A 25,852-nucleotide genomic window follows, 5' to 3' on the forward strand; every position below is an offset into this window, starting at 1 on the left:
TTTATGGCGGGTTTTTTGTTTTGTATCGAAGGTTACATATCAACCTGCTGACCACAGTCTTCAGCAACATCAGTCAAATGAAAGAAGTCAATTTTCAAAAGAAAACAAGTTGAAAAAGGAGGAAAAAAGATGGCGTTTCATAGTCCAAACTCCATTGCACAGAAAGTAGTTGAGGCAGGCGCGAAAAAGGCCGTTATGCCCATTCGCAACCTGCTCATTTTGGGATTTTTAGGAGGAGCATTTATAGCACTTGGATTCCTGTTAGATATTCGCGTAATCGGAAATCTGCCGGAGGAGTGGGGTTCCCTCAGTTCACTTATTGGAGGAGCTGTCTTCCCGGTCGGTCTTGTGCTGATTATCATTGCCGGAGGTGAACTGCTGACAGGCAATATGATGGCATTGCCCATGGCAGTGCTCGCAAAGCGTGCCTCTGGAATACAGCTTGTAAGAAACTGGTCGTTGATTCTTGTCGCTAACTTTGTTGGTGCGATATTTGTTGCTTATTTCTTTGGCCATGTTGTCGGCTTAACAGGATCAGGACCATTTTTAGAAAAAACAGTGGCTATCGCCCAGGCAAAAGTAGATGAGCCTTTTATGAAAACACTAATATCTGCTGTCGGCTGTAACTGGATGGTGTGTCTAGCCGTGTGGATGGCGTTTGGTGCAGAGGATATCGGTGGAAAAATTCTAGCCATTTGGTTCCCGATTATGGGATTCGTGGCAATTGGCTTTCAGCACGTCGTGGCCAATATGTTTGTGATTCCAGCTGCTATTTTTGCAGGTCAGGTGAGCTGGGCAGAGTATCTCTCTAACTTTGTTCCCGTATTTATCGGCAATGCAATTGGCGGAGGCGTATTTGTAGCCTTGATGTATTGGATGGTTTATAAACAAGCGCTCGAAAGCAAGGAAGATCAACACTCTATTAAAATGAAGAAGGCTATGTAGTTTCAAAGTTTCGCAAATTTCTAGAAAAAATTTCGATCAAAATGCTAGTAAGCAACATTTTATATAAAAGGTAAATTCATCCCTAAGTGCGAATAATTAACAATATAAACATAGTATTTATAGTAAAAGCAAAAATTGCTAGATTTTAAAAGTATTAAAAATTGCTAGGATATCCTGTTCTCATCATATGGATGAAAAATAAAAATGCAAAAACATCTCTCTGATAAGTAATTAGGGAGATTGTCTGTAGGAGTGACGTATTTTGTCTGAAAAAGTGAATGTTGTCATTAACGGAGTCGAACGTGAGATTGAAAAAGGAACACGCATCTTGGATTACCTGATATCTCAGGACATTCAGCATCCACATATTTGTTATTCAGAGGTTCTAGGTCCGGTGCAAAGCTGTGATACCTGTATGTGTGAAGTCGATGGGAATATTATGCGCGCTTGTTCAACAGAGGTAGAGGAAGGGATGAACATCCTGACGTCCTCAGAGCTCGCAAAAAATGCTCAGGAAGAGGCGATGGACCGTATTTTAGAAAATCATTTATTATATTGTACGGTTTGTGATAATAACAACGGTAACTGCCGTGTCCATAATACAGCTGAAATGATGGGAGTCGAACATCAAACTCGTCCGCATCGCTCCAAGGGATATGAAGTGGACATGTCTCATCCGTTTTACCGTTACGACGCGGATCAATGTATATTATGCGGCCGTTGTGTGGAAACATGCCAGGACTTGCAGGTCAACGAAACCTTGACAATTGATTGGGAAAGCAAACAGCCGCGTGTATTATGGGATGGCGGCACAAGCATCAATGAATCTTCCTGCGTTTCATGCGGGCAGTGTGTGACCGTTTGTCCATGTAACGCTTTAATGGAAAAATCAATGCTTGGAAATGCCGGGGTAATGACGTCGATTGAAGATGATTTGCTGACTCCGATGATTGATTTAGTAAAAGCAGTAGAACCTGATTATCAAACCATTTTTGCCGTATCAGAAGTGGAAGCTGCGATGCGTGAAAATAACATCGAGAAAACGAAAACCGTTTGTACGTTCTGTGGGGTCGGCTGCTCATTTGAAGTTTGGACAAAGGATCATGAAATTTTAAAAATTGAACCATCTGAAAACTCACCGGTTAACAGTGTTTCTACCTGTGTAAAAGGGAAATTCGGATGGGACTTTGTGAACTCACAAGAGCGGATTACGACACCATTAATCCGTAAAGGTGATGAGTTTGTAGAAGCGACATGGGATGAAGCGCTGACTCTAGTCGCTGAAAAAATGGGTGCCATTAAAGATACGTACGGAAGCGATTCATTAGGATTTATTTCTTCTTCCAAAATTACAAATGAAGAAAACTACTTAGTGCAAAAGCTGTCACGTCAAGTGTTTGGAACTAATAACGTCGACAACTGTTCTCGCTATTGCCAATCTCCTGCATCATGGGGCTTACAGCAAACAGGCGGAATCGGCGGAGACTCTGGAACGATCAAAGATATTGCGGGCGCTGGACTTGTCATCCTTGTTGGATGTGCACCAGCAGAAGGACACCCTGTTCTTGCATCGCGCATCAAACGTGCACATAAGCTTCATGGACAAAAATTGATTACCGTGGATGTTCGCAGACATGAAATGGCGGACCGTGCTGATTTATTTGTACGTCCAAAACAAGGAACAGACTATGTATGGCTGTCTGCCGTAACAAAGTACATGATCGACAAAGGCTGGCATGATGAAGCATTCATTCAAAAGCATGTGAATCATTATGGTGAATTCCTTGACATGATTAACCCTTATACGTTGGAAGAAGCAGAGAAAATTACCGGGATTACTAAAGAAGCTTTAATTCAAATGGCAGAAATGATTCGTGATGCTGACGGAACAGCGATCTGCTGGGGAATGGGTGTAACGCAAAACATTGCTGGTTCTCATACGTCTGTTGCAATTGCGAACCTTCTTCTTGCAACAGGAAACATGATGCGCCGCAATGCAGGGGCATTCCCACTTCGCGGACATAACAACGTCCAAGGTGCAAGCGACATGGGAACCATGCCGAATATTTTCCCAGGTTATCAGCAAGTGGCCAATGACGAAGTACGCGCAAAATTTGAAAAAGCATACGGTGTCACACTTCCTGCAGAACCAGGCCTTGATAATATTCAAATGCTTGAAGCGGTTGATAAAGACGAGTTAAAAGCAATGTATATCGTCGGTGAAGACATGGCTTGGGTAGATGCGGATTCTAACCATACACAAGACATGCTTGCGAAGCTTGATTTCCTTGTCGTTCAGGAAATCTTCTTATCAACAACTGCACAATTTGCGGATGTTATTTTACCAGGGGTACCTTCTCTTGAAAAAGATGGAACCTTCACCAATACGGAACGCCGTGTACAGCGTTTATACCAAGCATTGGAGCCAACTGGAAATGCGAAGCCGGACTGGTGGATTCTTCAAGAGGTAGCGAAGAAAATGGGCTACAACTGGAACTACGAGCATCCAAGTGAAATTTTTGCAGAAATGGCAAGCTTAACTCCATTCTTTGCACACTGTAACTATAATGTTCTTGAGGGATGGAACAGCTTCAGTTGGGGATCTCCAGATGGAACGGATACGCCAGTTCTTTACCTGGACGGATTTAATTTCCCTGATAAAAAGGCGCGCTTTGGTCTGTTCGATTATGTGGCTCCAGTAGAATTCCCAGAAGAGTTTGATCTGGCGCTAGACAACGGACGTTTACTTGAGCACTTCCACGAAGGAAACTTGACACATAAATCAGAGGGTCTTCAATACAAGTTCCCGAAAGTCTTTGTGGAAGTATCACCGGAGCTTGCGAAAGAGCGCGGTGTGAAGGATGGCGCACTTGTACGCCTTGTATCACCATATGGGGCGATTCGCCTTCCAGTTCTTGTCACAGACCGTGTTGAAGGAAAAACCATCTATGTACCAATGCACTCTAACAGCCATGAAAGCGCAGTTAACTTATTAACCGGCGGAGCGGTTGATGTCGTGACGCATACTCCTGCTTATAAACAGACGAAAGTGCGGATGGAGGTTCTCAACCAAGAAGGGGAAAATCCACTGCCAAGATTCAACCCGCGTAATGCGACACGCACTCCGCAAATGGGTCTTGAAATTTACCGCAAATGGGAGCGGGGCGACTATGTGCCGCTTGCAAGCATCAATGAACATGTACAGCCTGGAATGTATGACAGGAGGAATGCATAATGGCGAAACCAATCTCTACCATTAAAAAGAACGAGCTGACAGAAGAGCAAAAAAAATCGCAATCCTTGGAGAGTCTTCTCTCCGAGGTTGCTCAAAACAAAGACTCCCTGCTTGAAACACTTCAACTACTGCAGGAGCTTCACGACAGCGGCATTTTGGATGCCCTTAACAGTCTTGTCAAAGCAAAAGAGAAAGTGGCCAAGATTGCTGTTGGACAAATGACACGCGAGCCGGTAACAAATCTCATTAATAACACGATGGCTGCAGGCGGAGCGTTGACGACTCTTGATCCAGAGATGACGAAGAAACTCATGGGGAGCGTTGCATTAGGAATTGAAAAAGCGCAGCAGGGACTTCAAGAGGATTCAAAAGTTGGGATTCTAGACCTCCTAAAGGTACTGAATGATCCAGATATCAACCGTGCAATTGGATTTGGATTAAATCTCCTAAAAGGTGTCGGTGAAGGCTTAAAGGAATAAGTGTTGGAGAAATCCATTGGTTTTTATATAACGAATGGATTTCCCCTTTAATATGGAAACTATCCTTATAGGATTGTTAAGGGGGAAAAGCAAATGGGGAGAAATTTGGAGCATGAATTTAGTATGCTAGTTCGGGAAATCAGAAAAGAATATGTTGGCAATGGACCGAGGGAAATTAGTACGCGTTTCATGGGCAACTGGGCCGTTAGTGAAATGAAAGGCAATCTCACCAATGTAGAAAAGTTTATGATTACCTCTGATCAAGGAAAGCAAATGGTCCATGAGGCCAGAACGAAGATGATTAAAGAAATATACAAAAAACCAGAGGTTCTGGAAAAATTTGAAAATTTAATCGGAGCAAGGGTTCTTCGGCTATTTTCTGATATTAATATTGAAGAAGACACTGCGATGACTGTATTTGTCTTCGCCGACTCCGTTGATCTAAAAAGTAAATAAGGAACGAAGGAGGCGAGGATTATGAATCAGCAAATGCAGGTGACCAATACCGTTTGGAGATATGAAAATGGTGTTACTCAAACGGTAGAAGATAGTATTGTGACGGAGTATCCGATCACCATTATGTTAAATAACGAGGAATTCGCAACACTCGTTTGCAGCCCGGAGCATATCGAGGAGCTTGTTGTCGGATTTTTGGCATCTGAAGGCATGATTAGAGGATACGAGGACATCAAGGATATCAGCATCATTGAAACCATCGGAAAAGCAGTTGTGACCACACATCGAGTCAACAAACTTAATGAAATGTTCCACTCAAAACGGGTGGTAACCTCTTGCTGCGGGAAGAGCCGTCAAAGTTTTTATTTTTATAATGATGCCAGAACCGTTAAGCCGTTGGAAACAAAACATCATGTTCTTTCTATTGAGGATTGCTTTCGTCTGATGGAGGAGATGCAAGCGTCATCTACGATTTTTCAAGAAACAGGCGGTGTACATAACGCAGCGCTATGCGATGAGAATGGATTGGTCGTCGCAAGGACAGATATTGGCAGACATAATGCCTTAGATAAAATTTTTGGCTACTGTTTGAAGCATTCCATTTCGATGGAAGATAAAGTGATCGTATTCAGCGGCCGGATTTCCTCTGAGATATTGTTAAAAGTGGCCAAAATTAAATGCGGTGTTGTTCTTTCAAAATCAGCCCCAACGGAGCTGGGACTTCGCCTGGCGGAAGAGCTGGGGATTACCGCAGTTGGTTTTATCCGCAACAAGGCGCTTAATATTTATACAAACCCAGAAAGAATTATCCCTGAAATCACAGCAAATTGATCTGCTTTGTCTTTGCTGAAAAGCGGAGTCAAGCTGGGTTTTTAACAAACAAATACTTATCCTTACATTCACGGTTGCTTATAAGCAGCCTTTTTATTTGGTGCAGGCGATTAAGGACTTTTTAGAAAACCTATCATTGAGTGATGTTGAGTAAAAGCGAGTGAGGTGCCTGTGCCTTAGCGTAGTAGTGGGGAACAGATGCTAGCTTCCGATAAAAGGGATGAGACCCGAAAGAGTTTCAGCGCAAGCGAGGGACGGTCTTCATAAAGGGAATGAGAACCGAAAGAGGTAGAGTGCAGGCGGCCGACTGTCTTCATAAAGGGAATGAGAACCGAAAGAGGTTGAGTGCAAGCGGCCGACGGTCTTCATAAAGGGAATGAGAACCGAAATAGGTTGGGCGCAAGCTGGGGACGGTCTTCATAAAGGGAATGAGAACCGAAAGAGGTTGAGTGCAAGCGGCCGACGGTCTTCATAAAGGGAATGAGAACCGAAACAGGTTCAGTGCAAGCGTTCGACGGTCTTCATAAAGGGAATGAGAACCGAAAGTGTAGTGAGGGACAGGCACTGATTCTAGAAATTTTGCGACTTTTTCTGGTGGTTTTTCATAGTTATTTGAAGGTGTTAATCAGAATAAAATTTTATTTTACCTCATATAAAAATATGTTGTCAATAATAAATTTGTGTTATTTTCAAAAAAATGTTATAATAATCTTATAATTATTTTTCTATCGTATTCTGAATTCTTCTGTATACTTTTGCAGACAGAATTCTGGATGCGTTTTTTTAATATCCTTTTTCAAACGATAGAAAAATTCAAATGAGCTTTAAAGGTAAGTAAATCAATTTACTGCCTATTTAGTACCCGAGTTTTTATCCTATAAGGAGGAATAGAATAATGAACCTGATCAATAAGAAAGTTACACATAAGCGTTTTGGAGCAGGTAATATAGTTAAACATGATGACACGATTATTGAAATACATTTCGCTTCGGAAAATAAAAAGTTTGTTTTTCCCGATGTATTTGGAGAGCACCTAAAATTGCAGGATGAAAGTATTGCTAATTCACTTGGAGAAATTTTACAAGAAAAAGAAAACGAACGAAAGAAGGAAGAACAGAAGCGGGAAGAGGAAAAGAAACTACAACAAATAAAATATGAACTTCGCTTGGAACATGAAAAACTTATGAAAAATCATAAACTTCATCCTGAATCACAAATGGTTTTTTGGTGTGACACAGAAGAACAGAATCGTTCTTTTACGGAGTGGAAGGTTTTTTCGGGGGTAATAAAAAGCGGTAAAAACAAGGGGAAGCCTAACAAACCTACCCGCTTGCATCAAAATAGTGCGGTCCTGTTAACAGCAATAGATTCCAGCATGCTTGAAAAAGATAGACGTATTTTAGGTGTCTATATGGTAAACGAAAATTTTATCGGCAAACTTAATGAAGATGGATATATTCCAGCTCATTCCAAATACAGATTGCAACTTACTGAAGAGGAATCGGGTCAGATGCCTTTTTGGAAATATTATTTTAATGAAAAATCTCCTGATAAAATGACATGGAAAACCGGTAAACACCGATATTTTGATAATTCATGGATGGCTCAAATTTTGCTTGATATCGTTTCGTTGAAAAGTGATCCTGGTGAACGAGAGCTGGCACAACAATTTTTTGAACATTTTTGTAAAATGAATCAAATAGCAGAACAAGAGCTGCCAAAGCCTAATGGTGCATTAATGCGTATTTAAATTTAGCTCTCAGCAGAATAGTGATGGACTCGATAAAGCCACGTCATTCTTAGATGTGGTTTTTATACTTGATTCATATGTGATTCTGGTTTATATACTAAAAATAAGAAGTAAAGGTAGAAGCCTATTGGGCATAATGAAAAAAGTCATATATTTCTGAAGGGAGTGGAGTTTCATGGACACTCAAATCACGACGAAGTTTAAAATACATAAACCAACTAATGAGGTGTTTGAAGCCATTGTAGACCCTGCAAAAATAGGGAATTTTTGGTTCTCGTCGAGTTCCGAAAGATGGGAACAAGGCAAGTCCGTTACTGTAAGATATGTTGAATACGAAGCAGAATTAGTGATACATGTTTTAGAAGTCGAGGGAAATAAGAAGATTGTTTTTTCATGGGGTGGAGAGTACAACGAAGAAACAGTTGTTACTATTATCTTACAGGCGTTGGATCATGCAAGCACCAGGATTGAGGTAAACGAATCAGGTTTTAATGAAAACGACCCTGAAATAGTAAGCAAAATGATAGGACAAAAAGAAGGCTGGGTATATATGTTAACTTGTTTAAAGGGCTACTTGGAAAATGGAGTTAGAACTTTGAGAGGATCATTAATCCATTAGGCACCACAAGTACTAGATCTGTTGCTGGTTTCTAGGGGGATTTTTGGAATTGATACAAGGAAAACCTGCTCTTAACAACAAAATTTCCGAGGTGATGCTTGAATACAGGCATCGCCTTTTGCAACGTGAAGACGATTTCAGCTGTTGAGAGTAAAAGTTTTAATAATTTTTACAATTCAATCTTAATGAATGCTATAAAGCCTTCAAGCGAAGGCTTTTTTTGCGATGAAAATTTATAAAATAGTTTTACAATATTTGGATAAAATAAAGGATAGTAAAATTCGGAGTTGATGCCATGCATTTAATTTTTAATGGCCTTTTTCTAGGTGCCGGATTAAGATGGGGTGATTGGAGAAACTGGAAGAAGTACCATTCCACCATTTTATTTCTTTGGTTTGGCGACCTGCTTTATAACTATCTTTGTTATAACTATAAAATGTGGGAGTACAAAGAGAGCATACTTGCAGCAAATCTCCTCCCAAATCATACGATTATTTCCTTATTAATCATGTTTGTTGCCTACCCAGCAACAGTACTAATTTACCTCGGCAATTTCCCAACAGGGATTGTTAAAGTAATCATTTGGATCTTATTCTGGGTAACTTTATACTCACTAATTGAATACATAAATTTGCGATACTTAAATTTAGTTGCGCATCATAATGATTGGAGTATTGGCTGGTCAGTATTATTCAATTTCATCCTTTTTACAATGCTAAGGCTCCATTACAAAAAACCTACCATCGCTATACTGATCTCTATTCCGATTATTCTCTTTTTTGTTTTGTATTTTCATGTTCCCGTAGGGCAATGAACAATATTTAGCATTTTTGTATAGAGTGCAAACTTAATGGCTATAAGGAATATGTTGAATGTTTATTATTTGGAGGTCATGATGGGTAGAATCGTACATTTTGAAATTCATGTAGATGATATGGAACGGGCAAAAAAGTTTTATGGAGAGGTGTTTGGCTGGACATTTGAAGATTGGAGCGAATATGCTGGTATGCCCTATTTTGGAGCTGTAACAGGTGCTGAGAATGAACTTGGCATCAATGGAGCATTGATGAAGCGTCAAGGGCCGCCGCCAGAACAGAACCAAGCTTTGAATGGCTATGCTTGTACAATGGGAGTGGCGGATTATGATTCAACGGAATCTAAAATTCTAGACCGGGGCGGCAAGGTAGCTCTGCCTAAGTATGCTCTTCCAGGCATGGCGTGGCAGGGATATTATATTGATCCTGAAGGAAATATATTTGGTATTCATCAACCAGATAAGAATGCAAAATAGGCGAGTATGATGTGGTGACAATCATCAATTGACGTAATGATTTTGGCTAATTACATCTAATACAAAGTAATTGAGGATAGTTAAACAAATTACTGTATCTAACCGGAACACTTACAAATATTGTTTTAGCAATATTTGTAAGTGTTCTTTTATTTAGTGAAAACGAAGTTGTTTCTAGCAGCTAATTACCTGTTCTAATTAATTCGGATTAAAGATGCAAATCTCTTTTCAATAGCACACTTTGTCTATTTTTCTCGAGGAAGTATCGTTCGATACGTCTCTCTCCAATATTTCCCTATTAAAAATTTTGAACTACTTATTGTAATTTGTTCAGTGTAATATCATTAGATTTTTTTAAATAATAGAGTTTGGTTAAGCTGAATGACACCTTCTTCTTGCAGTCCTTTCCACAGTTTTAAAATGCCCTCAATCAGAGATATGCCTTTTGCTGAATTTAAGGGTTTATTGCATTTTTCCTTTCCCTTTGCCATTTTCCCAATTTTATTTTTTGTCCACACCTTTTTGTTGTTTTTGAATTTATTAGGGGTAAGGGACAAGAAATTCATAGTGGTTTCTTTCCTATTTAATGATAAGGAGAGGGTTTTATTTGGCACTAACAGAAAACCGTATACTTGTTGGTTTTTACCCAAATGTGTCAAGGGCAGAGCGTGATCAAGTTCATCAGGATATCGGAGCTACCTTAGTTAAAGAGTTAAAAGAAATTCACTTGGATATTGTCACGGTTCCGATTAATCAGGTTAGTACAAGCTGTGCTAATTATCAGGCGAACAATAAGGTTCGGTATGCTGAGGAAGATATCGAGATTCACCTTAATGGCCTTTGTAGAAGAATTGTTCCCAATGATCCAGAGTACGATCTGCAGTGGGGCCTGGAAAAAATTATGGCTCCGGAAGCATGGTGTAGAGCGGTTAGATCTTCAAATGATGTCAATATTGTCATTATGGATACAGGAGTTGACCAGAATCACCTGGACTTAGAAGGAAGAATCACTAAAAATATGAGTTTTACAGTTCCAGCGGGAACGGTCGATGATAATTATGGACATGGCACACATGTGGCTGGGATTGCTGCCGCGATCACTAATAACAATCAATTTGGAGCAGGGACAAGCTTTAATTCTGGTAATATATGGAATTACAAAGTGCTTGGCGATACTGGGACTGGTTCTATTAGTTGGGCCATCGCCGCAATTATCGACGCTGCCAATACAGGTGCACACATCATTAATATGAGCTTTGGTCATTATGGTTTTGTACAAGCTGAACAAGATGCCGTTGATTTTGCTTGGAGTAGAGGTGTGCTTCTTATTGGTTCAGCAGGAAATGATGATAATGATAATGATATTATTCCACATTATCCATCTGACTATTCAAATGTCATCAGTGTCGCTGCTACAGATGAGAACGATTTAAAAGCAGACTTTTCCAATTTTGGAGAAACGAATGTAGATATTGCGGCACCAGGCGTAGACATCTTCTCCACTTGCCCAAATCACCCAAATTCGATTGGGTGCCTAAATTTTGGTTCATTAAGTGGTACATCTATGTCTGCTCCGTTTGTAACAGGTCTTGGTGCATTAATCAAAGCGACTTTTCCATCCTTAACGAATGCCCAAATACGCCAAGCCATTGAATCGTCTACTGATACGGTTCCAGGTACGGGAACACAATATCGGCTTGGAAGAATTAACGCATTGAAAGCCATGATTGCAGCAGAAGGTCTAGCATAGGATATCACATATGTGCAAAGTCCGCCTGATCAGAGCGGACTTTTTTAGATTCAATATATAATAGGCTGCCATCTAAGCCGATTCTTTTTGATCTGAATACGATATTGAACAAAGGAGTCAGTAAAGGGGTCATGAGACATGGGTAAATCAGTTGGTAAATGGACCAAGCATAAAATATTACTTCAGGATGAAGCTTTGACAACCTATTTACCTGAGACCAAATTGTTCAGAAGGGATACATTCCATGAACTCTTGGAAAAGCATGGGGAAGTAATCGTAAAACCGTGTTTGGGTCTTCATGGAAGAGGAGTAGTTAGTGTATCAGCATTAACTAACCAACACTATTTGGTGCACTTTAAGAACGAAAAAGTAGTATACAACAGTGAAAATGATGTCTACACGTTTTTAAGGAAACAATATTATTCTCGTAGAAAAAAATATATTGTCCAGCAAAAACTCAATTTAACTAGCATTCAGAATTGTCCATTTGATATTCGAGTAATGGTCCAGCGCACTAGAGGTTCGCTAAAATGGTGGGTAACAGGAAGGCTTGCTAAGGTAGCTGCTAAGGGATATCTCATAACTAATGCAGCTCAAGCCGTTATGCCTGTTGAGGAAGCAATAGAAGAAGCTAATCTGAATTTTTCCGTTAAAGATTTAATAGCTGAAATGGATCATATTTCATTGTTAACGGCCAATAAACTGATGGCATATTATCCAAACAGAAGAATGATCGGTCTGGATATAGGTCTTGATATTTATGGAAAACTCTGGATCATAGAAGCAAATTTGGGTCCTGATATCTATATGTTTAAGAAGCTTAAAGACAAAAGCGTATTTAAAAAGATGAGATGGTTCCGAAAACATTGAGCCAGCATAGTTATCAGACCAAACCATTTACGCGATTTGGTCTTGGTAATTATTATTTATAACTGAGTTACTAAATAACCATTTATTCTAGGGAACTCAGAGATCCTGCTAATTTAATAAAAGGTTACATAAAAGGATTACTTGTGTTGATTCGTTTGAAAAGGAATTGTATTATTACGTTCCTTTTGCTATGATAATATCATCAATTAGGAAATGGAGGTTTTCTTTGTGACAGCATCAATGAGATTACGATTCCCTATGTTCATCCGTTAACTAAATACGTGTGAAGGCTCTGCCTGCGTTCAGAGCGATGGGATTGGTCTGTCTTTTTTTAAGAAAACCTATATTTGACGGTTATTTTAAAAGAGAGGGGATGATTTCTCCTCTTTTTTGTGTGTCTTTAAAATGGAATAAAGTGGTACAATCTTGTGAATGTGGGCGAAGCGAATTTCTGAAAAAATAATAATAGAAATGAGCTGGAAATCAATGAACATTGAAAACAATCATCTCCAGGAGAATTGGTTAAAAAATATCATTCTCTTTTTAAGCAGCCAGACGGTCTCACTATTTGGATCGTCTCTGGTTCAATACGCCATTATGTGGCATATAACACTAACGACCGAATCCGGATTGATGATGACGTTGTATATTATTTGTGGTTTTATCCCGACCTTTATTTTGTCACCAGTTGCAGGAGTTTGGGCTGACCGATATAACCGTAAAATGCTGATTATGTTAGCAGACGGACTGATCGCGATGGCAACTTTAATCCTTGCTATTCTCTATTTAATGGGGTTTAATGCAATCTGGCTGCTTTTCATGATGGCAGCGGTTCGTGCCTTTGGAACTGGAATTCAAATGCCAGCAGTCGGAGCCATTTTACCGCAAATTGTTCCCAAGGATAAATTGACAAAGGTGAACGGAACAAATGGTAGTATTCAAGCGATTATCATGTTCGTATCGCCAATGGTTAGTGCAGCACTGTTAGGACTGACCTCGATCGAAATGATTTTCTTTATCGATGTGATTACGGCAGGTATTGCCATTGTCACGCTTCTGGCTTTAAAAATTTCTGTACATGAGAAGGCAGCAGAAACACAAACAACAAGCTACTTTAGTGATTTTAAACAAGGGTTACAATATGTGAATAACCATGCTTTTCTAAAAAAATTCTTCCTATTCTTTGCGGTATTCTTTGTACTAATGGCACCCGCATCCTTTTTAACGCCACTCCAGGTTACACGCAGTTTCGGCGATGATGTGTGGCGATTATCAGCCATCGAAATTGCCTTCTCCGTCGGCATGATGGCAGGCGGGGGAATTATTGCGTCCTGGGGAGGCTTTCCGAACAAAATCAAAACGTTAGGATTCGCAAGTATGATCATGGGAGTCTGCACATTTGGCCTTGGTATTGTCCCGGATTTTTGGGTGTATTTAGCATTTATGGCCGTATTCGGTATTGCCTTGCCAATTTTTAATACACCGGCAACTGTTTTGTTACAGGAAAAAGTAGAGGAAGGTTATTTAGGAAGAGTTTTCGGCGTAATGGGGATGATTTCAACCTCGATGATGCCACTTGGAATGTTACTATTCGGTCCTATTGCCGATTTCATCAAAATTGAATGGCTATTAGTAGGAACTGGAATATTCATTATCATATTAGCCATATTCCTAGGCCGTAATAAAGTATTAATGGAAGCGGGAAAACCTGCAGCGATAGAATCATAATGTTAAGAACGAGGGTCATTGGCTCTCGTTTTCTCATGTTGGTAATTGTCCCCCAGCGTAAATATTGGGAGTTGGCTATTATATGTTTTATAATTTTAAGAAAAAAGGTGATAGCGATATGTATAAACTATATTGCAGGATGTATCAACGTTCTCTTAAATTTGCTATGAATTTTCTAGCCTGGCGAAAACCTGAATTAATAGAGGGAGAAAATAGTCTAAGCAAACTTCCTATTCTAATAAAAAATAAAAATATAAAGAATGTATTGATTGTAACGGATAAAGGAATTACAAAGCTCGGATTAATGGATGAAATGCTTAAAGGTTTGAATACTATGGGGATAAACTATGTTGTGTATGATGATACGGTTCCCAACCCTACGATTGATAACATTGAAGAAGCACTCAGCCTTTACCGTGAAAACGGATGTGAAAGTTTAATAGCTTTTGGCGGTGGATCGCCAATGGATTGTGCAAAAGGGGTTGGTGTACGTTTAGCAAGACCTGAAAAGAGCATTTCACAAATGAAAGGGCAGCTAAAAGTAAGAAAAAAGACTCCGACGCTTTTTGCCGTCCCAACAACATCTGGAACAGGAAGTGAAGCCACACTTGCGGCAGTAATATCGAATAGCAAGACACACGAGAAATATGCAGTCAATGATACGGTATTAATTCCGCACTTTGCTGTCCTTGACCCGCTGCTGACGATTAAACTTCCACCCCATATTACGTCCACTACAGGGATGGATGCATTAACACATGCTGTTGAGGCTTACATTGGAAAAAGTAACACAGAGGAAACAAAAAATTGCGCCAGAGAAGCGGTCAGCTTAATTTTTGAAAATCTATATGAAGCTTATTCAAACGGATCAAATATTGCCGCCCGCCGAAATATGCAGAAAGCTTCCTATTTGGCAGGAGTCTCATTCACACGTGCTTTTGTTGGCTATGTACATGCGATTGCTCATACTCTTGGCGGATTTTACAACGTTCCCCATGGCTTGGCAAACGCAATTATCCTTCCCCATGTTCTTGAGTATTACGGCAGTTCGGCACACAAACCATTGGCGGAGTTAGCTGATTTAATTGGTGTTTCAAAAGAATCTGACAGTTTGGAAGTCAAAGCAAGAAAGTTTATCAATGCCATAAGGCAGCTTAATCAAGCTATGGACATTCCAATTAAAGTGAGTGGTATTGAGGAAAAAGATATGCCAATTATGATCGAACGAGCTCTAAAAGAAGCCAATCCTCTTTATCCTGTACCGAGAATTTTGAACAAAGACGATCTGTTTAAACTTTATCAATTAATTAAAGAATGATTGGGGGTCTAGGTTGGCGGCTGTCCTCCAGGGGATTAACTGTAGTGGGGAGCAGGCACTATTTCATGAGGGATCGGTCTTCAAAAGTGGAATGAGAACCGAAAGAGGGTCAGGGTAATCATGAGAACGGTTTTCATAAAGGGAATGAAAACCGCAAGAGGTCTGGCGCCAACAGGAAACGGTCTTCATAAGAGGGATGAGAACCGAAAGAGATCCGCGCAATCATGGAAACGGTCTTCATAAGAGGGATGAGAACCGAAACAGGTCCCGCGCAAGTAGGAAACGGTCTTCATAAGAGGCATGAGAACCGAAAGAGGTCCCGCGCAAGTAGGAAACGGCCTTCATAAAAGGAATGAAAACCGCAAGAGGTTCAGCGCCAACAGGAAACGGTCTTCATAAGAGGGATGAGAACCGAAACAGGTTCAGCTCAATCAGGAAACGGTCTTAATAAAAGGCATGAGAACCGAAAGAGGTTCAGCGCCGACAGGAAACGGTCTTCATAAAAGGCATGAGAACCGCAAGAGGTTCAGCTCAATCAGGAAACGGTCTTCATAAAAGGCATGAGAACCGAAAGAGGTTCAGCGCCGACAGGAAACGGTCTTCATAAAAGGCATGAGAACCGCAAGAGGTTCAGCGCCGACAGGAAACGGTCTTCATAAAAGGCATGAGAACCGCAAGAGGTACAGTGCAATCATGGAACGGTCTTCATAAGAAGAATGAGAACCGAAAGAGATCCTGGCAATCATGTAAACGGTCTTCATAAGTGGGATGAGAACCGAAACAGGTCCAGCGGAATCAGGAAACGGTCTTCATATGAGTCATGAGAACCGAAAAAGATCCGGACAATCATGGAAACGGTCTTCATAAGAGGGATGAGAACCGAAACAGGTCCAGCGGAATCAGGAAACGGTCTTCATAAGAAGAATGAGAACCGAAAGAGATCCGGTCAATCATGGAAACGGTCTTCATAAGAGGGATGAGAACCGAAAGAGGATCCTGGCAATCATGGAAACGGTCTTCATAAGTGGAATGAGAACCGAAAAAGGACCAGCGCAACCAGGAAACGGTCTTCATAAGATGGATGAGAACCCGAAAGAGATCCGGGCAATCATGGAAACGGTCTTCATAAGTGGAATGAGAACCGAAAAAGGACCAGCGCAACCAGGAAACGGTCTTCATAAAAGTCATGAGAACCGAAAGAGATCCCGCGTAACCAGGAAACGTTCTTCATAAGAGGGGTGAGAACCGAAAGAGGTTCAGCGCAATCAGGAAATGGTATTCATAAGAGTGATGAGAACCGAAGATGGTCCATCGTAAGCAGGCAATGTATGTGTTTTTATATATTTACATTAGTCTTTACATAAAAGCCGATCATTTAAGGTATCGGCTTTTATATAGTAATTCTTATTCAGCTTCTTTATTTAATTTGAACTTTTTGATCCCCAATTTGGATATACCATTTACCTTGTGCAAAGCTTTCTTTAGAGATTTCATAAACTTCTGTATCTTTTATGGTAATTCCCGGATTAAGATCAGACACAATTTTTGAATTATCAATGTCAGTTTCAACAGCATAATAGCTGCTGGCGTCAAGATCAGCCTCATACTCTGTGCCTTTTTCATCAACTAAGTTAAGAGTTGGATAATCAAACATTCCCACTGGTTCATCAGATACGTTCTTCATTGTATATTGAATAGCCACAAAAGTTCCACCTTCTGAAGCTTGTTTATTAACATATTGATCTCCAACTTTTGATTTTTCTTCAAATTTAGAAACTGTTATTTCTAATTTGTTAGCGGCAACAACTTCTCCAACCGCATACACTTTTTCTTTTGGCGCTTCTTCTGTTTTTGAATCCGTGGCAGCATTATCTGAAGCAGTATTTGTACCCGTGTCGGTATCATCACCGCCGCCTAATGCACTACCAATTATAAATAGAACAATGATAGCTCCAATAAATGATAAAATCTTGTGTCTCATAAACCAATTACGTTGATCTTTACCGCAATTAGGGCATTTTTTTACTCCTTTTGCAATTTCTTTACCACACGCTTTGCAAGGGACTAAATTTTTATCAGCCATAGTTAGTACCTCCTTATTACGTGTATTATGTCCATATAATTCATTAGAAAATCCGATAATTTCTACCATTTTTTAAATCATAAGATGAAGTAACATAAGAGGTTTTATGTATTATTTATGTAATCCTATTTAATCTCGATCATTGGAATCAAAAGGTAAAATGGGTTAAATATAAGAAACGATGTAGCACTCAATAAACGTAGGTAAATTAATATCCTTGAGTTGTTTTTAATTTTTAGAAAAAGGCTTATAAGGGGGTGGATTTGTTTTACATATTAAAATCTGCCATTGAAATAAAGAATGGTTCCAAATAATTTTACTATTTATTGAAAATACTTAAGAAGTGGTCTAATTAATAAAGGGGAATCATTATGGAAGATGGGATTATTTCTTATTTGGATAAAAGGGAAGAAAAATTGCTGGAAATTCTTACGAGAGACTACGAAAAGTTTATTGAACCAGGCCCTATTCAAAAACAACTAATTAAGGCCCAAGGAAAAGTATTAGAATTTACACCTGAGAAGTTGAAAACCATCACTGCCGATACTATAAAAAAAGCTAATGATTTGACAGTAATTAGAAAAGTATTGGAAAAAGCAGGTGATGGTTTTTATGTAGTACAAGAAAACTCCTCCAGATTAACACTTAACAAAAGTAAAATAGTAGAATTCTTAAATAAGGGACAATTTCAAATAGAGGAGTTTCCTGAAATATGTACATTAAGGAGTTATCATATAGAAAAGGCTGCGCTGAATAGACGAAAACTTATAGACTTGCCCTCAGCTATGGTAGGAGGTGGTGGAACAGGTTTCTTTGGCTTGGCGGGTGTACCTTTCAACCTTGCTTACACCTTTTTTATGTATTTTCGATCTGTACAAGCAATTGGGCTGTACTATGGATATGATGTTTTGGATGATCCTAGAGAATTAGAGTTTGCGTCAAATGTGACTGTGACATGTCTCTCACCACATCTTGAATCAGATGTAAAAAATTTAGGTTCCATTATTAGTAAAATGATGCTAGCAGCTAATGTTTCATCCTTAAAGGAATCACTATCAAAACTAACATATAAGCAAATGGCACAAAAGGGTGGAGCAGAGCTGCTCTATGTACAAATACGAGCATTTGCCAATGCAGCCGCCAAAAAAGCGATTAAAGATGCGGGTAAAGAAGGCTTAGAAGCTGGGATATTTAGGAAACTTCTTGAACAACTAGGTAAAAGAATGACACAAGAAACTGGAAAGAAGGCAGTTCCTTTAGTTGGAGCTTTCATCGGTGCATTATCTGATACATATACAATGAATAAAATTTTATATGGAGCAAATTTGATTTATCATAAACGCTTTTTATTTGAAAAAAATATTAGGGTGAAAGCATTGAAGGACGAAAAGACTAATCCAGATATAATTGATTATGAAGAATGATGTGAAATTGGATCGTTGTTGAACTAGGTTATCCAATAAGAAAAGCTGAGAATGTAACCAACACTTTGCAAAACCGCAACAACTTTTCCAAATGATGTATTGAAGTCTCACGAGGAACTTCATAAAAGCATTCCTTTTTCCAAAGAAAGAAGGTACTTTGGTATATATCTAGACCGGAAAATGGCAGGATTGTGTACAAAGCAGCTGCAGAGAAATTAGAAAAAGATGAAGCACTACATATTGACTGCGAATCGTTCATTATTAAAAAAGGCAACTACAGAAACATTACTGTATATAACTTTAAAAATAGTTCGCATGTTATAGAAATATCATATTCTGATATTGATCCAAATGGCTATTGTATCGAATGGTACTTCAATGATGAAGATGTAAAGTGTATGGTCAGGTTAAGAGATAATTAATAAAGTAGCGGATTTGTATCTTTATACTAAGTTCCTTGCGAATGAAAGATCCGGAAAAACGGGGAAAGAATCATCCTCCAAACTGTTTTACCAAAATTCTCAGGCTGAATCCAATATGGACTCAGTCTTTTTCATTTGTTCGAGTCATTGCTAGGGCTGGGGTACCAGGTACCTGGAATTCTTACACAAACTTTACATACCTTTTACGCGGGCTTAAGAAGATATGGTCATTTTCATAATAAAATAAGAGGGAGTTGATCACGGTTGAGGGAAGCAATGGCTGCAGGACAATTTTGGCCTGAATTGGAGGAGATGTTTTTGAAAATCGCTATTTTTACGGATACCTTTCATCCTGATATTAATGGTGTTGCCCGCACGCTGAACCAATTTACCAATTATTTAGATGATCACAACATTTGCTATAAAGTGTTTGCACCGATTTCTCCTATTGACGATTATGTTTCCGACCAGATTCGTCACTTTAAAAGTTACCCTTTCTTCTTGTATCCTGAATGCCGCCTTGCTTTCCCTAACATTTTCAAGATGAAAGCAGAATTGCAGAATTTCTCACCTGATATTATTCATGTCGCGACACCATTTAACATAGGTATGTGTGGAGTATATTTATCTCGAAAACTAAACATTCCTCTTGTCGGTTCTTACCATACTGATTTCAATTATTACCTGAAATTCTACCATCTAACTTTCCTTTCAAGTATTCTTTGGAAATACATGAAATGGTTCCATAAACCATTTGAAAAATTATTTGTTCCATCCCATGAAACCCTTACCCAGTTAAACCGTCATGGATTTAGAAACCTCGAAATCTGGCCGGGAGGTGTGGATTGTCAGTTGTTTCATCCTTTTTATGATAAAAATAAGGCTCGTGACCGTCATGGCATTACGAAAAAGTACCTCCTTACCTATGTGGGCAGGGTGGCACCTGAAAAAGATGTCAATACACTCCTTGCCATAGCTAAAAAACTTCCATCCCACATCAATGAACAAATTCAATGGTGCGTTGTCGGTGATGGTCCACTTAAGGAAGAGCTTCAAAAGAATGCTCCAAGCAATATGATGTTCACGGGTTTTTTAACAGGCGAGGCTCTAGCCGAATTGTACGCTGCATCAGACTTATTTGTTTTTCCTTCTCCCACTGAGACATTTGGAAATGTGGTCATTGAGGCGCTTGCAAGTGGAACTCCCGTTATTGGTGCGAATTCCGGCGGTGTGAAAAATATTGTAAAACCAGGGGTAACAGGTTATTTGTGCGAACCGGGTAATGTAGAGGAGTTTATCAAGAGGATTATTTTGCTTTTAGAGCAGAATGAGCTGAGAACTCAATTAGGAATTGAAGGAAGAAGCTATGCTTTGACGCAAGACTGGGACCAAATTTTTACCCGTTTACTTAGCCAATATTCTGATCTAGTTGAGGAACCGGCAAAGAAAAAGTATGCATAATCAGCCTTGGAATTTTACAGCCACCTATTAAAGAGGGGGATTGACGGTATGGATACATTTTCACATATTGTGATGGGACTGGGAATTGGGGCTTTAGCTCAAATAGATCCCGTTGTCTCAAATAATCAGTTTCTATCACAAGCTGTTCTATTAGGTGCAGTGATTGGCTCGAACGCACCCGATTTTGATTTTATTTATAGAATGAAGGGGAAAGGCAGCTATATACGTAACCATAGAGGAACCTCACATTCTCTTCCTGCACTTCCTTTATGGGCTGTTTTTGTTTCAGGCTTCATTTACCTACTTTTACCAGGTGCTGATTTTCTCCATTTATTTTTATGGACTTTTTTGGCTGTCATTCTGCACGTCTTTTTAGATTTATTCAATGTTCACGGAACGCAAGTCCTGCTTCCCTTTTCTCGAAAATGGATTTCCTTTGATTCTATACCATTGACCGATCCTTTTATATTCATGCTCCATGTTCTAGGCTTTTGTCTCCTTCCATTTTTTCATAGTGGAAAAACATTTCTTGTCATTTACGCTTGTATGTTCCTGTACCTTTTCATTCGCACCTTTTCTACCATTTTTATAAAAAAATACTTACATTCTTACTTCCAGAACGCCATTGAAATCAAATGTATCCCGCATACAAGTATTGGAAAATATGACGTCATAATCGAAACGAATGAAGATTTCCTTTTCGGTGTTTATTATAAAAATGAACTATATATTGAACACAGTTTCTCTAAAGTAATACCTTTTCCAGAGTTGGTGGAGGACAGTAAGAGTGATGAAGTCGTTGCTGATCTACTCTCATCTACTCATTTTGCCTACCCTTTTGTTCGAGAGTGTAAGAAGGGATATCTCATTTACTGGAATGACCTCCGCTTTCGAACAAAAAGGTTTTTCCGTTTTGGGGCGATTCTGTTCATTTCCTCTGATCTTAAGTGTAAAAAAAGATATATAGGTCATGTTAACTCACCTAAGCAATACAAAAAGGTACTGAAAAACTTAAAACATTCACATAGCTCGATTTAGTTCATGATGCCTGGCCCTTGATGCAGTAAGGCGTTAAATTACTTGGGGTCAGGTTAAAAGTTAATGCAAGCAAGCATAATTTTAACGTAAGTAAATTTTTTCTAGATATTTAAAATATATTGTTATTTAGAAACATTTTATCAGCATATTAAAACCTAAGTGAATGATTGGAGGAAAACATGAAAGCTGTTGTCTGCAGAAAGTATGGGAAACCGGATGTTTTTCAACTTGAGGATGTGGAGAAACCGATCGCCAATGACAATGAAATACTGATTAAAGTTTATGCGACAGCAGTAAACTCAGCGGACTGCCGCATGAGGAAAGCGGATCCAGCCGCAGTAAGACTATTCTTCGGCTTCACAAAACCAAAGATTCCTATTCTAGGAGGTGTCTTCGCTGGAGAAGTTGAAGGTATTGGGAAAAATGTAAAATCATTTAAAATAGGGGATCAAGTTTTTGGAGCGACTGGTATGGGTTTCGGTGCTTATGCGGAGTACAAGTGCCTTCCTGAAGATGCTGTGGTGGCAATGAAACCAGAAAATATGACGTATGAGGAGGCCGCGAGTATTCCTTTTGGAGGAATGACAGCCTTGCATTTTCTTAGAAAAGCGAAAATACAACCTGGACAAAGAATTCTTGTCTATGGAGCATCTGGAGCAGTAGGTACTGCAGCGGTACAACTTGCCAGATATTACGGGGCAGAGGTGTTCGGGGTATGCAGTACGGCCAATCTTGAAATGGTAAAATCGATTGGTGCTGATATAGTAGTTGATTACAAGAAAGAGGATTTTACCAAGCACGGTGCCTTTGATATCATTTTTGATACCGTAGGAAAAATATCGATCGGACAAAGTCGAAGGTCCCTTAAGAAAAAGGGTATTTTGATTTTAGGGGCTGGTGGTCTGCTACAGGTTTTTCAAGGGTGTTGGACCTCCATATCCAGCAGCAAGAAAGTGATTTTAGGGGTTGCCAGCGAAGAGACTGAATACCTCACTTTCCTTAAAGAACTGATGGAGAATGGGAAAATAAAAGCGGTCATAGATAGAACCTATCCTATGGAACAAATGGCCGAGGCTCATCATTATGTCGATGAAGGGCACAAAAAAGGAAATGTAGTCATTACTTTTGAAAAAGGTGGTCTCTAAATCAATGCAATATATGCCCTATTATCTCTCTTTTCTTGGTTTCTTTTTGACCTTAGTATTCACGATGTTAATTGGGAAAATCTTTAATATTGATTGGTTAATTTTCTACTATTATAGCGAAACACCTTCAGAGGGATTTATTTTTGAAACAGGAATCTCTTGGCTACCTCTTATATTAGCGGTATTTGTAAGCTATCTTAGTTGGAAATGGGGTAAGCGTAAATTTCCTAAGCACTAACGTACATCCAAACTCATTTTTGAACTTGATGTAACCTGTGCAGTTTAATTGAATGAGAAATAATAAACACTGGTGCTTAAAATAAGTGACAATCTGGTACTATTGCCATAGTTCCACCTTTTTTATAATGTGATTATGCTAGTTAAATTGATGAGAGGTGGAACAAATATGTATATACCTAAAAGTTTTGAAGTCAATGATCAAGATCGTATATTTGATTTTATTGAAAAATACAGCTTTGGCATTGTATTTTCTCAACATAATGGAGAACCCTACGCTACTCACTTACCATTGATGTTAAATAAATCTGAAAATGCTTTATATGGTCATTTTGCACGTCCCAACTAACAGTGGAAGGACGCAGAAGACCAACAAGTTCTTGTGGTTTTTCATGGTCCACACTGTTATATTTCACCTTCTTGGTATGAAACAACTAAGGCAGTACCTACTTGGAACTATGTTGCTGTCCATTTATATGGAGAGATGGAGATACTTGAAGATGAAAAAATGATATTCGAGTCTTTAAATGGCTTAGTAAATAAATATGAAAGTCCTCATAGTACATACAATTTGAATGAAGTAGAACCTAGCTTTATCAAGGGAATGAGTAAAGGCATTGTAGCGTTCAAAATAAAAATCACAAAAATTGAGGCAAAAGCAAAATTAAGTCAAAATCATCCGGTGGAGCGACAGGAGTTAATAATTAAGCATCTCGAAGGGACTTCTGATCAAGATAATATACAAGTAGCATCTCTTATGAAGAAAAACTTTCAAAAATAAAGTAGTGGTTTTTTTCAACTAACAGTTGCTTACTTTATCGAAATAAACAACTATAAATCAAAAGGTTACTAACATTAAAGAAAGCAACATTACGTTGCTTTCTTTAATGTTAGTCTTGATTGTTTGTAGTTTTTGATTCAAGGATGGGTTTATCCAGCAGAAGCGGCTCAAGCAGCTTATAACGATGCAGTACCAATGAAACGGTATGGCGAACCTGAAGAAGTCGCTAACGTAATTGCGTTCTTACTTTCTGACGAAGCTTCTTATGTAAGCTCCTCTTCATTTACTATAGATGGTGCTTTATACAATATGTAATTAAATGAATAATGAGCTATGCCTTTCAGGTAAAAGCCTATAAGAGGTCAAGACAAGAATGTTAATATAATAGCATTCTTGTCTTTTACTTATTTCGGAATGAAATACACCTTTGGAACAGCACCTAATTTTATAGTGCATTAAGGATGATGTGCAAAATTTAACTTCGTTATCTAGATTTCTTATCAACCAGGGTTACGTTCACGACGTTTGTTAACATACAATTATAGAAATGTGAACATAAAACACTTTGGAGGAGGTTGAAATGAAGAAATTAAATTGGCTTATTTTTGGTATTATAATAATTTTCATAGCTGCAGGTTGGTTCGTATATCACAAAATTACCGATGATACTTATCAGGGAATGTCTATTATTCCGGAAAAACACGAAGATATCCCTTTATTTCAGGGATTAGAACCAACTGAACATGTGTATGTTCTAGATGGAAATCGTTGGAATGATATATATGATTTTTATTTGAAAAAACTTCCTCAACTTGGCTGGAAACTAGAATATGAGAGTTCAGCACTAACTGATCATGATTCGGAAAACGATTGGAGCGGATTCCATTCAAGGTGGAGAAAAGAAGGTTTCGACGGGGAATTAAGTATTTCAGCTCATTATAATCAATACGAACAACAAACAGAGGTCAGCTTTGATCAAACCCCAATCTATCACTCAACAACTTGGATTGATCAAGTTCCAGAAAGTATTTGCATTTATCAAAGTATGGATGATGAAACATGTTCTGAGATAAAGGATAACATGAAAATACAGCAAATTGCTGATTTTATTAATGAAGCGATTGACTGGAAAGAGGAAGTATCGCCACGCAAAAACACAATTGTAATAGATTTCGGGGATATGAAAATAAAGGTTCTTTATGAAAACGAAAAAGAAGCTTATTTTCAATCAGACAAAGGGACAAAATTAATGAAACCAGATCCTGATTTCTTTGAACATATGAATCTATCTCAATAGTTCTTCTTCAACTACGATAGAGGAAATTATGGAAAAATGGTGCCAGACCCCAATGTTGTACAGTGCTAGGGTTCTGGCACCATTTTTGCTCAGCGTAGTAAAGCTTTGCTGAAGTGTGGGACAGGCACTACCTTTCTGAACATAAAACACTTTGTTGGAATGAAGAAATTAAATTGGCTTATTTTTGGTATAATAGTAGTTTTCATAGCTGCAGGTTGGTTTGTATATTAAAAATTACCGAACGGGAAAGCCCATCTCCTCTAGGTGTGGGATGAGAGTGAGGTCGAACAAGGTATGTATTCAGACATATCAATTGTTCGAATTTTTGCATTGAGAACATATGTTCCTTTGTGATAAAATAGGAAATATAAAGGGGTGAGTATTATGGCTGAATCTAAAACTCCAAGTTACGTTTTAACTTTGAGGTTAGCAACCGAAGTTCACCAAGAACACAAATTATTTAAAAGATTTGAGCTTGCTAGGAATATCTATAACGCTTGCTTAGGCGAATTGTACAAAAGGTATTTGACTTTAAAGCAATCAAAGCGATACAAATCTGTTTGTAGGATGGAAAAAGGAAAACAAAGAAACCAAATGTTTTCGGAATTGAACAAAGAATTCGGTTTAGCCGAGTATTCACTTCATAAGTTCGTAAAAGCTATGTAACATCAATTCAAACAAAATATAGACTC

General features: G+C 38.8%; 22 protein-coding genes and 1 pseudogene. 22 read left to right on the forward strand and 1 reads right to left on the reverse strand.

Features of this window, described 5'->3' with window-relative positions; translation table 11 throughout:
* Window positions 1-129: 129 nt before the first annotated feature.
* From CZ487_RS11480 to CZ487_RS11550, 14 genes are all read left to right on the forward strand, one after another.
* Window positions 130-945 carry a formate/nitrite transporter family protein gene (locus CZ487_RS11480; protein ID WP_077212305.1) on the forward strand — a complete coding sequence of 272 codons (816 nt, stop codon included), beginning with the start codon at window positions 130-132 and terminating at the stop codon, window positions 943-945.
* Window positions 946-1,204: 259 nt separating this feature from the next.
* A complete protein-coding gene (gene fdhF, locus CZ487_RS11485; RefSeq protein ID WP_077212306.1) occupies window positions 1,205-4,180 on the forward strand; it encodes a formate dehydrogenase subunit alpha in 2,976 nt (991 codons plus the stop codon).
* Complete coding sequence (locus tag CZ487_RS11490) at window positions 4,180-4,659, forward strand: helical membrane plugin domain-containing protein (RefSeq protein ID WP_077212307.1); 480 nt, start codon at window positions 4,180-4,182, stop codon at window positions 4,657-4,659. The genes fdhF and CZ487_RS11490 overlap by 1 nt, the downstream gene beginning before the upstream one ends.
* 93 nt (window positions 4,660-4,752) lie before the next feature.
* Window positions 4,753-5,115: a Na-translocating system protein MpsC family protein gene (locus CZ487_RS11495; protein WP_077212308.1), complete on the forward strand. Its 363-nt coding sequence runs from the start codon at window positions 4,753-4,755 to the stop codon at window positions 5,113-5,115.
* A gap of 21 nt (window positions 5,116-5,136) precedes the next feature.
* Window positions 5,137-5,946 carry a formate dehydrogenase accessory sulfurtransferase FdhD gene (gene fdhD / locus CZ487_RS11500; protein WP_077212309.1) on the forward strand — a complete coding sequence of 270 codons (810 nt, stop codon included), beginning with the start codon at window positions 5,137-5,139 and terminating at the stop codon, window positions 5,944-5,946.
* Between the two features lie 895 nt (window positions 5,947-6,841).
* Entirely contained in the window at window positions 6,842-7,696 is an 855-nt protein-coding gene (locus CZ487_RS11505) for a malate synthase (RefSeq protein WP_077212310.1), read from the forward strand.
* A 175-nt stretch (window positions 7,697-7,871) separates the two neighbouring features.
* Window positions 7,872-8,315 (forward strand): SRPBCC family protein, encoded by a 444-nt coding sequence (locus CZ487_RS11510; protein ID WP_077212311.1) that lies wholly within the window; start codon window positions 7,872-7,874, stop codon window positions 8,313-8,315.
* Between the two features lie 295 nt (window positions 8,316-8,610).
* Window positions 8,611-9,129 (forward strand): CBO0543 family protein, encoded by a 519-nt coding sequence (locus CZ487_RS11515; protein ID WP_077212312.1) that lies wholly within the window; start codon window positions 8,611-8,613, stop codon window positions 9,127-9,129.
* An 81-nt stretch (window positions 9,130-9,210) separates the two neighbouring features.
* Window positions 9,211-9,606, forward strand: coding sequence for a VOC family protein (locus CZ487_RS11520; RefSeq protein ID WP_077212313.1), 396 nt, complete (start codon window positions 9,211-9,213; stop codon window positions 9,604-9,606).
* Between the two features lie 607 nt (window positions 9,607-10,213).
* Entirely contained in the window at window positions 10,214-11,356 is a 1,143-nt protein-coding gene (locus CZ487_RS11530; RefSeq protein ID WP_077212315.1) for a S8 family peptidase, read from the forward strand.
* Window positions 11,357-11,494: 138 nt separating this feature from the next.
* The gene (locus CZ487_RS11535) at window positions 11,495-12,226 is read left to right on the forward strand and encodes a YheC/YheD family protein (protein ID WP_077212316.1); all 732 of its coding nucleotides are present in this window, start codon (window positions 11,495-11,497) and stop codon (window positions 12,224-12,226) included.
* Window positions 12,227-12,712: 486 nt separating this feature from the next.
* Entirely contained in the window at window positions 12,713-13,954 is a 1,242-nt protein-coding gene (locus CZ487_RS11540) for an MFS transporter (protein ID WP_077215283.1), read from the forward strand.
* A gap of 118 nt (window positions 13,955-14,072) precedes the next feature.
* Window positions 14,073-15,272, forward strand: a complete 1,200-nt coding sequence (locus CZ487_RS11545; protein WP_077215284.1) for an iron-containing alcohol dehydrogenase — start codon at window positions 14,073-14,075, stop codon at window positions 15,270-15,272.
* A 924-nt stretch (window positions 15,273-16,196) separates the two neighbouring features.
* The gene (locus CZ487_RS11550) at window positions 16,197-16,505 is read left to right on the forward strand and encodes a hypothetical protein (RefSeq protein WP_077212317.1); all 309 of its coding nucleotides are present in this window, start codon (window positions 16,197-16,199) and stop codon (window positions 16,503-16,505) included.
* Window positions 16,506-16,689: 184 nt separating this feature from the next.
* Here the strand turns inward: CZ487_RS11550 and CZ487_RS11555 are convergent, their stop codons facing one another.
* Window positions 16,690-17,355 (reverse strand): DUF4352 domain-containing protein, encoded by a 666-nt coding sequence (locus CZ487_RS11555; RefSeq protein ID WP_077212318.1) that lies wholly within the window; start codon window positions 17,353-17,355, stop codon window positions 16,690-16,692.
* A 371-nt stretch (window positions 17,356-17,726) separates the two neighbouring features.
* Here CZ487_RS11555 and CZ487_RS11560 point away from each other — a divergent pair, with 371 nt between their 5' ends.
* The 8 genes and pseudogenes from CZ487_RS11560 (at window position 17,727) to CZ487_RS27485 (ending at window position 25,826) form a co-directional block, all read left to right on the forward strand.
* Complete coding sequence (locus tag CZ487_RS11560) at window positions 17,727-18,779, forward strand: EcsC family protein (RefSeq protein WP_077212319.1); 1,053 nt, start codon at window positions 17,727-17,729, stop codon at window positions 18,777-18,779.
* A 740-nt stretch (window positions 18,780-19,519) separates the two neighbouring features.
* The gene (locus CZ487_RS11570; protein WP_077215285.1) at window positions 19,520-20,662 is read left to right on the forward strand and encodes a glycosyltransferase family 4 protein; all 1,143 of its coding nucleotides are present in this window, start codon (window positions 19,520-19,522) and stop codon (window positions 20,660-20,662) included.
* 48 nt (window positions 20,663-20,710) lie between these two features.
* Window positions 20,711-21,700 carry a metal-dependent hydrolase gene (locus tag CZ487_RS11575; protein ID WP_077212320.1) on the forward strand — a complete coding sequence of 330 codons (990 nt, stop codon included), beginning with the start codon at window positions 20,711-20,713 and terminating at the stop codon, window positions 21,698-21,700.
* 179 nt (window positions 21,701-21,879) lie between these two features.
* The gene (locus CZ487_RS11580; RefSeq protein ID WP_077212321.1) at window positions 21,880-22,845 is read left to right on the forward strand and encodes an NAD(P)-dependent alcohol dehydrogenase; all 966 of its coding nucleotides are present in this window, start codon (window positions 21,880-21,882) and stop codon (window positions 22,843-22,845) included.
* A 406-nt stretch (window positions 22,846-23,251) separates the two neighbouring features.
* Window positions 23,252-23,863 (forward strand): annotated as a pseudogene (locus CZ487_RS11590) (FMN-binding negative transcriptional regulator).
* Between the two features lie 132 nt (window positions 23,864-23,995).
* On the forward strand, window positions 23,996-24,178 hold the full coding sequence (locus CZ487_RS11595; RefSeq protein WP_237562866.1) for an SDR family oxidoreductase: 183 nt from the start codon (window positions 23,996-23,998) through the stop codon (window positions 24,176-24,178).
* A gap of 265 nt (window positions 24,179-24,443) precedes the next feature.
* The gene (locus tag CZ487_RS11600) at window positions 24,444-25,160 is read left to right on the forward strand and encodes a hypothetical protein (RefSeq protein WP_077212323.1); all 717 of its coding nucleotides are present in this window, start codon (window positions 24,444-24,446) and stop codon (window positions 25,158-25,160) included.
* A 384-nt stretch (window positions 25,161-25,544) separates the two neighbouring features.
* Entirely contained in the window at window positions 25,545-25,826 is a 282-nt protein-coding gene (locus tag CZ487_RS27485) for a hypothetical protein (RefSeq protein ID WP_237562867.1), read from the forward strand.
* Window positions 25,827-25,852 lie beyond the last annotated feature (26 nt).

It is taken from the genome of Robertmurraya dakarensis (assembly GCF_900156875.1).
GTDB classification, from domain to species: domain Bacteria; phylum Bacillota; class Bacilli; order Bacillales; family Cytobacillaceae; genus Robertmurraya; species Robertmurraya dakarensis.